The organism is Pilosibacter sp. YYHA0881, from assembly GCF_051602715.1.
GTDB classification, from domain to species: Bacteria; Bacillota; Clostridia; order Lachnospirales; family Lachnospiraceae; genus Alitiscatomonas; species Alitiscatomonas aceti.
Genome location: NZ_CP175657.1, coordinates 1,675,598 through 1,689,094, shown reverse-complemented (window position 1 = coordinate 1,689,094; position 13,497 = coordinate 1,675,598). Strand labels below are relative to the sequence as shown.

Genomic DNA, 13,497 nt, shown 5'->3' with positions numbered 1-13,497 from the left:
AGAATGGGAGAGATATTTGCAAATCCGCTGACGGAGCTGGCAGAATATGGAGACATGAAGCAGGATCTTATGAAAGGGAAAGGACCCGTCCAGATCTGCGGCGTCACCGATTCCCAGAAGGTCCATGTGATGTACCAGGTTTCGGAGGAGAAGGCCTGGAGGTTAGTTGTGACTCACGACGATACCAGGGCCAGGGAGCTTTACGATGACTTCAGCTATTTTGAAAAGAATACATGGCTGTATCCCGCCAGGGATCTTCTGTTTTACAGCTCCGATATCCATGGAAACCTTCTGACCAGACAGCGGATGCAGGTGTTTAAGCACCTGATGGAGGATGTTGGCGGGACCGTGGTGACCACGGTGGACGGCCTCATGGACCATCTTCTCCCTCTTTCCATGATGAAGGAGCGGCGGATCCTGGTGGAGTCCGGAGAGGTCCTGGATATCGGGGATATGAAGGAACGGCTCCGGGATCTGGGCTACGAGCGGACGGGCCAGGTGGACGGAATGGGCCAGTTTTCCATCCGAGGCGGAATCATTGATATTTTCCCTCTGACCGAGGAGCTTCCGGTGCGGATCGAGCTGTGGGGAGACGAGGTGGACTCCATCCGGTCCTTTGATCCGGAGAGCCAGAGATCCATTACCCAGATGGATTCGGTGCTGATCTATCCGGCGGCGGAGCTGACATTAACAAAGGAGCAGATGGAAAACGGCACAGACCGGATCGAAAAGGAAGGGAAAAAGCAGGAAAAGGCCTTCCGGGAGGCAGGAAAGCCCGAGGAGGCCCACCGGATCAAGACTGCCGTGGGGGAGCTGTGCGAGGCCTTAAGGGAGGGCTTTGACACCCACGCCCTGGACGGATATATCCGGTATTTCTGTAAGGAGACGGTGTCGTTTCTGGAGTACATGAAGGAAGCGGCGGGAACGGACCGGACGGACGGAGCTCTCGCCGGAAACGGCGGCTCTGGGGAGCGCGCAGGCCTTGCCATATTTTTAGATGAGCCCCAGAGGCTTTTGGAAAAGGCCGGAGTGGTGGAAACTGAGTTCCGGGAGAGCATGAGCCACCGTCTGGAAAAGGGGTATCTGCTTCCGGGCCAGACGGATCTTTTATTTTCCGCAAAGGCTGTGCTGGCGGCGGCCCAGACGCCGGAGGCCATTTTTATGACGGGTCTGGACCAGCGGCTTCCGGGCATGGCCGTTAAGAAGAAATACAGCATCACGGGAAAAAATGTCAGTTCCTACCAGAACGGCTTTGAGCTTCTGATCAAGGACCTGACCCGCTGGAAAAAGGAAGGCTACCGGGTGGTGCTCCTTTCTGCGTCCCGGACCAGGGCCAGCCGTCTGGCAGGGGATCTGAGAGAGTACGATCTGCGGGCCTTCTGCCCCGAGGATCCCAGCCGTCCGGTGAGCCCGGGGGAGATCCTGGTGACCTATGGAAAGCTCCATAAGGGCTTTGAATATCCGCTGATCAAATTTGTGGTCATTACGGAAGGCGACATGTTCGGAAACGAGCGCCGCCAGAAGAAAAGGAAAAAGTACAATTACGAGGGCAAGAAGATCAGCAACTTTTCCGAGCTGTCCGTGGGAGATTATGTGGTCCATGAGAGCCATGGCCTGGGTATCTACCGGGGGATCGAAAAGATCGAGCAGGACCATGTGATCAAGGATTATATCAAGGTGGAGTATGCCGACGGCGGAAATCTCTATCTTCTGGCTACCCGCCTGGACGGGATCCAGAAGTACGCCGGAGCCGATGCGAAGACGCCGAAGCTCAATAAATTAGGCGGGGCCGAATGGGGAAAGACAAAGACCCGGGTACGCACGGCTGTGCGGGAGATCGCAAAGGAGCTGGTGGAGCTTTACGCCGCCCGCCAGGACGCCGAGGGCTTCGTTTACGGGGAGGACACGGTCTGGCAGAAGGAATTTGAAGAGATGTTCCCCTATGAGGAGACCGACGACCAGCTTTCCGCCATCGAGGACACAAAAAAGGACATGGAGAGCCGGAAGATCATGGACCGGCTGATCTGCGGCGATGTGGGCTACGGAAAGACCGAGATCGCTCTCCGGGCGGCCTTCAAGGCGGTCCAGGAGGGAAAGCAGGTGGTCTACCTGGTTCCCACCACCATCCTGGCCCAGCAGCACTACAATACTTTTATCCAGAGGATGAAGGACTTTCCGGTGCGGGTGGATCTGATGTCCCGGTTTAAGACCCCGGCGGATATCAAAAAGACTCTGGAGGGGCTGAAAAAGGGGTTTGTGGACATCGTCATCGGCACTCACCGGGTGCTCTCCAAGGACGTGCAGTTCAAGGACCTGGGCCTGCTCATCATCGACGAGGAGCAGCGGTTCGGCGTGGCCCACAAGGAAAAGATCAAGCAGCTGAAGCAGAACGTGGATGTGCTGACCCTGACTGCCACCCCCATTCCCAGGACTCTCCACATGAGCCTCATCGGGATCCGGGATATGAGCGTTTTAGAGGAGCCGCCCATGGAGCGTGTACCCATCCAGACGTATGTGATGGAGTACAATGACGAGATGGTCAGGGAGGCCATCCACCGGGAGCTGGCCCGGGGCGGTCAGGTATATTATGTATACAACAGAGTCAGCAATATCGATGAGATCGCAGGCCATGTGGCCTCTCTGGTGCCCGATGCCCAGGTGGCCTTTGCCCATGGGCAGATGAACGAGCGTCAGCTGGAGCGGATCATGCTGGATTTTGTCAACGGCGACATCGACGTTTTAGTATCCACCACCATCATCGAAACGGGGCTGGATATCCCCAATGCCAATACCATGATCATCCATGACGCGGACCGGCTGGGCCTTTCCCAGCTTTACCAGATCCGCGGGCGCATCGGCCGTTCCAACCGCACCTCCTTTGCGTTCCTCATGTACAAGCGGGACAAAATGCTGCGGGAGGAGGCGGAAAAGCGCCTCCAGGCCATTCGGGAATTCACGGAGCTGGGCTCCGGCATTAAGATCGCCATGCGGGATCTGGAGATCCGCGGGGCGGGGAACATCCTGGGAGCGGAGCAACACGGCCACATGGAGGCCGTGGGGTATGATCTGTACTGCAAGATGTTAAATGAGGCCGTCCTGGCCCTTAAGGGAGAGACCACAGAGGAGGAGAGATTCGAGACTGTGGTGGACTGCGACATCGACGCCTTTATCCCCGACGGATATATTAAGAACGAGTATCTGAAGCTGGATGTATACAAACGGATCTCGGCTATTGAGAACGAAGAGGAATACATGGACATGCAGGATGAGCTCATCGACCGGTTTGGAGATATCCCCGGACCGGTGGAAAATCTTCTGAAGGTGGCGGAGTTAAAGGCCGCAGCCCACCGGGCCTATGTGACCGAGGTGGCCGTCAACCGCCAGGAGATCCGTATGGAGCTGTATCCCAAGGCGAAGTTAGACGTTTCCGGTATTCCGGGACTCATCGGGGAATACAAGAACGCCCTGCGGTTCGTCCAGGGAGAAAAGCCCATGATGTTCTACCAGGATAAGCGGAATAAGAATAAGGACTGCGGCCCCATGATGGAGAAGGCCAGGGAGATATTGGAACGGCTGGGGGGACTGGCAGGCCAGAGGGGGTGAACCCGGTATGAGAAAAAATGATATGTACTGGTTCCTGTTCCAGATCGCATGGGGACTGATCTGTCTTTTTTCATGGACACAGCCAGGCCAGGCAGCCCGGTATCTTTTACTGGGGATCATGCTTTTGCGGATTGCATTGTTTCTGCTGGTCTGGAAGAACGGAGACCGGGCGGTCCGATGGCTGGCGGGCCGGCACACGCCAGTGGGAGATCTGGAACTGAAGGAGCTTCGAGGGGAACTTTTTGATGTGTTGGTCCTTGCCGAATTTATGATCCTGGGAAACGCGGTTCCGAGACTGGCCGCCCATGGGCCGGAGTTTCGCCGCTATGATGCTCTTGCATGGTTTACCATAGCGCTGGTGATCTATTACCTGGTAAATTCTCCGGGTCTGCGGCTTTTCTTAAAAGGGGGCTGGTTTTGGGGGATACCCTGGGTAAGCATTGCACTGCTCCTATTGGTGTATAAAAATTCTGGGATTTTTATCGCAGATGCCGGTGATCAAATGTTTGTCGTAATGGTGATCATGCACTTGGAACTGGTGGCCAGTACGCTGGTAAGGATGTATCTGAAGGGAAAAGAAAGAGATCTTAACGTGGGGCAGCTATGAAGCTGCCCCGTTTCCTTCCGCTGTAAATTCCACATATTCCCCGAAAAATTCATTTACATAAAAATTAGGATCGTTTTTCCGGCAGAGAGCATAAAATTTCCTTGGCAGATAAGGAAATGCAAAGCTCTTTTTTATTACATGGTCATACTTCCCGAGACGGATAAAATCGGGGATCATTCCGAATCCCAGGCCCGCGTTGACCATCATCATTTTCGTGTCATATGAGTTGACATGGATAATATCGCGGAAACGGAAAAAGGGCTTATAGTGATCAGAAATCTGGGAAATGCTGCCATCGTACATGGTGATAAGGACTTCGTTTTCCAGGTCAGATGATGAGATCCTTTCCAGGGAGGCCAGCGGGGATTCCCGGCAGATAGCCAGTCTCCAATCATGCTCATAGATCATAGCAGCGTTAAAATATTCTTTCTGGATCCCGGCCAGGAACTGGTCACTGGTGATGATGACATCCAGAAGGTTCTGTTCAAAGCGCTTTAAAAGCTCCCGGTAGCTGTACTGGAGACAGGTGATCCGCAGGTCCGGATGATCAGAGACGTAAGTTCCCAGAAAGGGGCTCAAGAGCTCGCTTTCATAAATCCCCACGCCGATCTTCAGCGATCGGGTAAAGCCCTGGTGGATATTCTGGACCGTTTCAATGGAGGCATTATATGCCTCCAGAAGCCTCTGGGCCTGGATATAAAACTCCCGCCCGGCATCTGTAAGGACGACCGAATGATTATCACGGTAAAACAGGCGGACATTCAGCTCCTCTTCCAGACTGCTGATCTTCCGGCTCATGGAGGTCTGGGTAATATGCTCTTTATCGGCAGCCTTGGTGAAGTTCAGACATTCCGCCAGGCTGATAAAGCATTTCATATTTTCTAAGTTCATTTCATCTCTCCTTTGCGGACATTTGTTTTCTGCATAACGTGACACTTTTTCTTCATTTCACATTATGGATCCCCGATGCTAAAATTGTCTCAACAAAACCGGAAACGGAAAGGAGACTTAAGATTATGACAAATTATATCAGAGAAATGAGCGGAAAACAATATTTAAAGAGACTGGCCGAAAATCCAACGGTGATCATTCCCACCGGGGCCTGTGAGATCTACGGCCCGCAGCTTCCCATGGGCAGCGATCTGATCGCGGCAAAGCGGATCGCAGAGCTGGTGGCAGAAAAGACCGGTGCATTGATCGCGCCTACCATTGAAGCCGGAGAATCCTCAGCCCTGGCCTCCTTCCCCTGTACCTTTGCCATGCCGAGAAAGATCTTAGAGGACTGGCTGGATTTCCTGGTAGGAAAGCTCATTAAGGATGGGGCGAAGAATTTTGTGTTTATCACCGGTCATGCGGGAAACGTGGATACGGTAAATTACATTGGAAAAAAATATCTGAATGAACACGATATCCGGCTGGTGCAGATCGACTGGTGGAGGTTTACCAACGCCAACGGCAGCGATATTTTCCAGTACAGCGGGCAGATGGCCCACGGCCATGCCAGCGAATGCGGAACCTCTGTAATGCTGTATCTTTACCCGGAGCTGGTGGATATGGACGAGCTCTCCAGAGTGGAGCCGATCCCGGCAGGGGATTTTCCGGATTTCATTGGCTTTGGCCGGTTTACGGACAGGACGCCCAACGGGACCATCGGCGACGCAACGGTGGCTACCAGGGAAAAAGGGGAAAAGATCGTGACCCGGTGTGTGGACCGGATCGCGGCGTATATGGAGCAGAACTTCCGTTAAAAAAGAGAGGGGGATGGATGATATGACACTGACTACTGTATTGATCGACATTTCTGCCGTCAGCGTGCTTTTGTTCCTGGCGTTCCTGATCCGGCAGAAGATCCCGTTTTTTTATAAGTATTATATTCCCACATCTCTGATCGCAGGGATCCTTGGACTGCTTCTGGGTCCGCAGGTGCTGGGCCAGTTTTCACCGGTCCATCTTCAGTTCAGCGAGTGGATCTCCCAGTGGACCAACTTTCTGTTTGCATTTATTTTTGCCACTTCATTTTTGGGTACGTCCACAGGAAAGTTCGGGAGAGATGTGCTGTCTACCACCTGTGTGACTGGAGTGGTATTCATGGCCCAGGTGTTAGTGGGACTGGGGATCGCTTTCTTACTGTCCACGTTCATGGATAATGTGCCTTACGCCATGGGACTCCTTCCCGTATCCGGATTCTACGGCGGTCATGGTTCCGCCGGGATCATGGGCGGCTGCTTTGCCACTGAGGGCTGGGAGGAAGCCATGGGTATTGCCTTGACCTATGCCACCATCGGTATGTTCGTGGCCGTGATCGGCGGTATGTGGATCATCAACTGGGGAGCGAAAAAAGGCTATACCAGACAGAAAATGGACAGCAGCTATGTGGAGAAAAAGGATATAACCGGTATTCTTCCTGCGGAGCAGAGAAAGCCGGCAGCGATGGGAATCTCAAATCCGTCCGTGATCGATCCCATGGCGTTCCAGATGATGATCGTCGGTACGATCATCGCGGTCTCCCATTTTCTTCGGGAAGCGATCATTAAAGTGTTCCCATTCTGGGAGCGGATCCCGCTTTATACCATGTGCCTCATCATGGGAGCCATCATTGGAGTGGCGATCAGCAAGACGAAGTATAACCAGTATATTGACCGGGGAAGTATGAAGCGGATCTCTGGCGTGGCTCTGGAATACGCCATTGCCATGAATGTGGCAACTATAAAATTGAGCGTGCTGGCTTCCTATCTTGTTCCGATCCTTCTGACATCGGCTGCAATTACGGCAGTAACGGCTGTGATCTGTATCGTACTGGCCAAAAAGTGGTATGGAAAAGACTGGTTTGAAATGGCCATGGGCGCATATGGTCAGTGTACCGGAAGCCTGGCGACAGGACTTCTTCTGATCAAGGTCCTGGACCCCAATGGCGATACTCTGGCAGCAGAGAGCGTTTCCGGATCCAGCACCCTCGGTTCCTTCTGGCAGCAGCCCTATAATACCATTGGACCCATGATGATCCTGGCAAGCCCTGTACTGGTCACTCTGGGAACGGCTGGTTTTCTGGCAGCTTTCCTAGCAGCCGGCACCCTGCTGTTTGGAAGAACGGTAAAAAAGTCGTAGAAAAGGATGGAAAGCATGAGCAATATACGGAAAATGGCGGAGCAGTATTTTGAGGATGCCGTAGAGCTCCGCAGAAGGATCCATCAGCAGCCGGAGCTTTCGATGGAGGAAAAGGAGACCTCGGCACTGGTAAGAGAAAAGCTTCGGGAATACGGGATATCCATTGCAGAGCTGCCTCTGGAGACTGGAGTTATAGGTGTTTTAGCGGGGGAACGGCCTGGCAGAACGATCTTGCTGCGGGCAGATATGGACGCTCTTCCGGTGGAGGAGCGGTCTGGCCTTCCCTTTGCATCGGAGAAGAAGGGAGTCTGCCATAGCTGCGGCCATGATATCCATACAGCTGCCCTTCTCCTGGCTGCCCGGATCCTGGGAGGGATAAAGAAGGATTTAGCAGGCACAGTATTATTTCTGTTCCAGCCGGCAGAAGAGAAGTTGAACGGTTCCCAGTCGGTGATCGACAGCGGGCTGTTTGAAAAATACCAACCTGACTTCGCCGTGGGACTTCATTGCTGGCCGGATCTCCCGGCCGGAACCGTTGGAGTAAGGAGCGGTTCTTTTATGGCCTCTTCAGACAGCGTGTCCCTGACGGTAAAGGGAAGGGGAGGACATGGAGCCCATCCACATAAAAGTGTCGATCCTATTACAGCGGCCGCTTATATCCTGGCAGAGCTGCAGACGGTGGTTTCCAGATCTGTGGCTCCCCTGGAAGCAGCGGTGCTGACCATGGGAAGTATCGAAGGAGGAACAGCAGCCAATGTGATCCCGGATACGGTCACCATGGAAGGAACAGTACGGACCGTAAGCCGTGAGACCAGGGCATTGATGGAGGAGAAGATCCGGCAGATCGCCTGTCATGGAGCAGAGGCCCTGGGGGCTTCCTGTGAGGTGGAATATAAAAGGGGAGTTCCGGCGGTGATCTGTGATCCGGCAGTTGTGGAGCGGATCCGGAAGGCGGCAGCGGAAGAGCTGGGAAGCGAAAACGTCGTGACCCTGGAAACGCCGTCCATGGGATCGGAGGATTTTGCCCGCTATCTGGAACTTGTTCCCGGAGCCATGTTCCGCATCGGGACAGCCAGTGAGGATCCGGCGACCCGTCTGCCTCTCCATAACGGAGGGATCCGGTTTGACGAGCGGGCAGTCCTGGCCGGGGCTGTGACCTTTGGAAGGCTCGCCGCAGAATATTTAAGATAATATATCTTGACAAACCCTCCCGCCCTCCCTATAATGTGGCTTATAGCCGGTGACGGCTGAAAACCAAACAGGTATCAGCAATGAAGAGAACCAGTAACGGTCCACAGGATCCGCACAGAGAGCTGCCGGAGGGTGAGAGGCGCGCGGGATCGGAGCCGTGAATACATCTCGGAGCTTCGCACCGAACCGCGAAAGCCTGCCTGGAATCCCGGAGCATGTCTGGGAGGAAGAGCGGCAGTCCGTTCAGTAGGCTGCGACGGAGGGGCCCACGTTAAAGGGCCGGAGTCCTGTAAGGAGACTTCATAAGCCGTATAATGTGAGTTATGCGGGAACATTAGGTGGTAACACGAGCCGTTGGCCTCGTCCTTTTGAAACAGAAGGGCGGGGCTTTTTTGTTTTCACGGCGTTTCTGGGATTGGGATCCAGGGGCGCTTCATTTCTGCCCCTTCTGTGCGGAAATCGGCCAACGAAACAGAATACAGAGATCACAGAAAAAGGAGAATGAGAAGATGGGAGTTTACGAGGAATTACAGGCAAGAGGCCTGATCGCCCAGGTGACAAATGAGGAAGAGATCCGGAAAATGGTAAATGAGGGAAAGGCCGTATTCTACATTGGCTTCGACCCCACTGCCGACAGCCTGCATGTGGGCCATTTCATGGCTCTCTGCTTAATGAAGCGTTTACAGATGGCAGGCAATAAGCCCATCGCCCTGATCGGCGGCGGCACCGGAATGGTGGGAGATCCCTCCGGCAGAAGCGATATGCGCCAGATGATGACCGTGGAGACCATCCAGCACAACTGCGACTGCTTTAAAAAGCAGATGAGCCGTTTCATCGACTTTTCCGACGGAAAGGCTATGATGGTAAACAATGCGGAATGGCTCCTGGATCTGAACTACGTTGATTTCTTAAGAGAGATCGGACCGCATTTCTCTGTGAACCGTATGCTGACCGCCGAGTGCTACAAGCAGAGAATGGAAAAGGGCTTAAGCTTCCTGGAGTTCAACTACATGCTGATGCAGAGCTACGATTTCTACGAGCTGTTCCAGAGATACGGCTGCAACATGCAGTTCGGCGGCGACGACCAGTGGAGCAACATGTTAGGCGGCACGGAGCTGATCCGGAGAAAGCTTGGAAAAGACGCCCATGCCATGACCATCACCCTGCTTCTGAACTCCGAGGGCAAGAAGATGGGCAAGACCCAGTCCGGAGCCGTATGGCTGGATCCCAATAAGACAAGTCCCTTTGAGTTCTACCAGTACTGGAGAAACATCGCCGACGCCGACGTGTTAAAGTGCCTGCGGATGCTGACCTTCCTGCCCTTAGAGCAGATCGATGAAATGGATAAATGGGAAGGAAGCCAGTTAAACGAAGCCAAGGAGATCTTAGCCTACGAGCTGACTGCCCTGGTACACGGCGATGAGGAGGCCAAAAAGGCCCAGGAGAGCGCAAGGGCCCTGTTTGCAGGCGGTAATGCAGCAGAAATGCCCACAGCCGAGCTCTCTGATGACGACTTTACCGACGGCGCCATCGATATCCTGTCCATCGTACAGAAATCCGGTCTCTGCGGATCCCGCTCCGAGGCCAGAAGAAATGTGGAGCAGGGCGGCGTATCTGTGGACGGCGAAGCTGTAAAGGATATTAAAACGGTTTACACAAAGGAACAGCTTTCCGGCGACGGCATCGTTGTAAAGAGAGGAAAGAAGAATTTCCGCCGTGTGACAGTAAAATAAGGAAATGCATGGACTGCGGGGCGTATGCCCCGCACCGTCTGCTGTGAGAGGAGAAAAAAATGGAGATCTTCAAAGAAGCACAGAGAAATTTTGATTACATGGTACGGATCCGGAGACATATGCATGAGTATCCGGAAATGACGGGACAGGAATTTGAGACCCTGGAGTTTATTAAAAAGGAGCTGGATGCCCTGGGGATCGAGTATGTGGAGGTTCCCGACGGCGGCATCGTGGGCCAGATCCACGGCGGAAAGCCGGGAAAGACCGTTCTGATGCGCGCCGACATGGACGCTCTTCCCATCCAGGAGAATACAAAGAATTTATGCTGTGATAAGCTGTGCGTGTCAAAGAATGACGGCATTTCCCACGCCTGCGGCCATGATTCCCATACAGCCATGCTGCTGGGCGAGGCTAAGATCTTAAACGAGCACAAGGACGAATTGAACGGAAACATCGTCCTCTGCTTCGAGCGGGGCGAGGAGGGCGGCGGCCAGATCGCCAACCTGCTCCCCTACATCGTGGAGACCATGAAGCTGCCCATCGATACCTGCATCGCCACCCATGTGAAGTGGGACGTTCCGGCGGGCCAGGTTTCCGCAGAGCCGGGCGCAGTGTTCTCCGGCGGCTACGGCTTTGCCATCCGCTTAAAGGGTCTGGCCGGTCACGGCTCCCGTCCGGATCTGGCCCACAGCGTGCTGGACTGCTTCAACTCCATCTACAATCATATGAACATGATCCGCATGAAATACGTGTCTCCCACAGATATCCTGACCTTCTCTGTGGGCAGCGTCCACTGCGGAACGGCCATGAACATCGTTCCCGACGAGCTGGTATTCGATGGCACCATCCGCACCTTCAATGTGGCGGGGGCCGGAGCCAGCTTTATGAAGCAGTTTAAAGAGGTCCTGGAGGCAGAATGTAAATTAAACCAGTGTACCTATGAGATCATTTCCATGAAGGATCCGCTGTTTGAGAATTACAACAACGAGACCTGCAGCGAGATCGCAAGGAACGCCGTTAAGAAATACATGGGAGAAGAGGCTCTGGCAAAGGCCCAGCCGTGGATGGCCTGCGAGAGCATGCAGGCGTACTTAAAGTACTGGCCGGGCGTGATCACCTTCACCGGGATCCAGAATCCGGAGATGGGAACCGGAGCCAACCACCATACGCCGGAGTTCGACCTGGACGAAAAGGGCATGATCTACGGCGCAGCCGCAGCCATCGGATATGTGGTGGACTTCTTAAACTACGAGGGCGAGATCCCGTTTACTCCCTATAAGGGAAATATCCGGGAGCTGGCTGCAAGAAATATTAAATAAATATGTTTGCCCCAAACCTGTGCGGGCTTCGTTTTGCGGGCGTCTGACCATGAGCGTCAGATGCCTGCAACCCGGAAGTCCGTTTTCTATGCGGTCCTATTTTATATGCTGGAATAAGCGGAATTCCAGGAAAATTGAAAGGAGATTGTCATGACAACCAATGAGAAGCTTTCTCTGCTTCGTGAAAAAATGGCGGAAGCCGGGGTGCAGGCATACCTGGTCCCGTCCTCGGATCCCCATATCAGCGAATATCTTCCCGATCACTGGAGAGCCAGGGCCTGGCTTTCGGGCTTTGACGGCTCTGCCGGAACCTTAGTGGTCACTGAAACGGAGAGCGGTCTGTGGACCGATGGCCGTTATTTTATCCAGGCGGAGCGGCAGATGGCCGGCAGCGAGATCGTCCTCTACCGTATGAAGGAAAAAGGCGTGCCCACCATCCAGGAATTTCTTCTCTCCAGGCTGAAGAAGGGACAGGTCCTGGGGATCGACGGCATGGTCACTGCGGCGGAGACTGTGCTGGATATGGAGACAGCGTTTTCTGCCCAGGGGATCGGGATCCGGTCGGAGGATCTGATCACGCCCATCTGGACAGACCGTCCGTCCATCCCCCAGAGCCCGGTCGATCTGCTTCCGGAACAATATACAGGCCTTTCTGCGGCAGAAAAGATCGCCCAGGTCCGCTCCCGGCTTAAGGAGAACGGGGCGGACGCCATGGCCGTTACCCGCCTGGACAGCATTGCCTGGCTTCTGAACCTGCGGGCCTCTGATGTGGTGTACAATACCTCCTTTGTGTCCTATGTCCTTCTGACCCAGGAAACGGCAGTCCTTTATGTGGACAGCAGCCGTGTATCGGAGGAGGCTCTGGATTATCTTAAGAAAAACGGAGTGGCTGTGCGGCCATATGGGGAGATCCTGGACGGGATCGCCGCCATCGATGTGCCCACGGTCATGCTGGTGAGCGTGGAGAACGTCAACTACCGTCTGTACCTGGCTATGGAGGAGAATCCCAGGGTGACCATTGTAAAGGGAGAGGAGCCGGCCTTCTGTCTGAAGGCCGTGAAGAACCCGGTGGAGATCGCAAACACAAAAAACGCCCATATCAAGGAAGGCGTGGCCATGGCCCGGCTCCAGATGTGCCTGGAGGAGAAGCTGGCTGCCGGTGAGACCGTTTCTGAAACAGACGTGGGAGAGCTTCTGGTGGATTTCCGTAAGGAACAGGAGGGATATATGGAGGACAGCTTCGCCGTGATCGCAGCTTACGGAGCCAATGCCGCCATGATGCATTACCATCCGACCCCGGAAAACCATGCGGTTCTTCAGCGGAAGGGCTTCCTTCTTCTGGATACCGGCGGCCAGTACGTGGACGGCACCACGGATACCACCCGTACCTATGCCCTGGGCGAACTGACCGACGAGGAACGGCGGTATTACACCTATGTGTTAAAGGCCAACATCGGCATCGCCCGGACTGTCTTTATGGAGGGCTGCTCCGGCGCCAACCTGGATATCATGTCCCGCACCCAGATCTGGAAGTACGGTCTGGACTACCGCTGCGGCACCGGCCACGGCGTGGGCTTTGTGGGCCCCATCCACGAAGGCCCCCAGAGCCTCAGGATGACCAACCATGTGCCCTTCCAGCCGGGCATGACCATCACCGATGAGCCTGGAATTTATGAAGAGGGCCTTGTGGGCGTCCGCATTGAGAACGAGCTTCTGGTGGTGGAGCACATGGAAACGAAATACGGAAAGTTTTACGCCTTCCAGCCCATCACCTATCTGCCCATCGATACCACGCCGGTGGTGCTGGAGCTGATGAACGAGGAGGAGATCTCCTGGCTCAACGACTATCATCAGATGGTCTATGATACCTTAAGCCCCCGTATGACAGAGCGGGAACGTATCTGGCTCAAAGAAAAAACAAAACCATTGGAGAAATAAA

Annotated in this window: 9 protein-coding genes; 8 read left to right on the top strand and 1 reads right to left on the bottom strand. The window is 54.2% G+C overall.

Features of this window, described 5'->3' with window-relative positions; all coding sequences use genetic code 11:
* Positions 1-3 precede the first annotated feature (3 nt).
* On the top strand, positions 4-3,603 hold the full coding sequence (gene mfd / locus ACI6NM_RS07845; protein ID WP_262426820.1) for a transcription-repair coupling factor: 3,600 nt from the start codon (positions 4-6) through the stop codon (positions 3,601-3,603).
* Positions 3,604-3,610: 7 nt separating this feature from the next.
* A complete protein-coding gene (locus ACI6NM_RS07840; RefSeq protein WP_262426819.1) occupies positions 3,611-4,210 on the top strand; it encodes a hypothetical protein in 600 nt (199 codons plus the stop codon).
* Here ACI6NM_RS07840 and ACI6NM_RS07835 read toward each other — a convergent pair.
* Positions 4,205-5,101, bottom strand: coding sequence for a LysR family transcriptional regulator (locus ACI6NM_RS07835; protein WP_337810899.1), 897 nt, complete (start codon positions 5,099-5,101; stop codon positions 4,205-4,207). The genes ACI6NM_RS07840 and ACI6NM_RS07835 overlap by 6 nt on opposite strands.
* Before the next feature lie 125 nt (positions 5,102-5,226).
* Between ACI6NM_RS07835 and ACI6NM_RS07830 the strand changes: the two genes are divergently transcribed.
* The 6 genes from ACI6NM_RS07830 to ACI6NM_RS07805 all read left to right on the top strand — a co-directional run bounded on the left by ACI6NM_RS07830 (position 5,227) and on the right by ACI6NM_RS07805 (position 13,496).
* Positions 5,227-5,958: a creatininase family protein gene (locus tag ACI6NM_RS07830; RefSeq protein WP_262426817.1), complete on the top strand. Its 732-nt coding sequence runs from the start codon at positions 5,227-5,229 to the stop codon at positions 5,956-5,958.
* Between the two features lie 22 nt (positions 5,959-5,980).
* Positions 5,981-7,315 (top strand): sodium/glutamate symporter, encoded by a 1,335-nt coding sequence (locus ACI6NM_RS07825; RefSeq protein ID WP_252207842.1) that lies wholly within the window; start codon positions 5,981-5,983, stop codon positions 7,313-7,315.
* A gap of 15 nt (positions 7,316-7,330) precedes the next feature.
* Positions 7,331-8,506 (top strand): M20 metallopeptidase family protein, encoded by a 1,176-nt coding sequence (locus ACI6NM_RS07820; protein WP_262426816.1) that lies wholly within the window; start codon positions 7,331-7,333, stop codon positions 8,504-8,506.
* A 509-nt stretch (positions 8,507-9,015) separates the two neighbouring features.
* Positions 9,016-10,239, top strand: coding sequence for a tyrosine--tRNA ligase (tyrS, locus tag ACI6NM_RS07815; protein WP_215655186.1), 1,224 nt, complete (start codon positions 9,016-9,018; stop codon positions 10,237-10,239).
* 59 nt (positions 10,240-10,298) lie between these two features.
* Complete coding sequence (locus ACI6NM_RS07810) at positions 10,299-11,558, top strand: M20 metallopeptidase family protein (protein WP_262426815.1); 1,260 nt, start codon at positions 10,299-10,301, stop codon at positions 11,556-11,558.
* A gap of 150 nt (positions 11,559-11,708) precedes the next feature.
* Positions 11,709-13,496 (top strand): aminopeptidase P family protein, encoded by a 1,788-nt coding sequence (locus ACI6NM_RS07805; RefSeq protein WP_262426814.1) that lies wholly within the window; start codon positions 11,709-11,711, stop codon positions 13,494-13,496.
* Position 13,497: the final 1 nt, after the last annotated feature.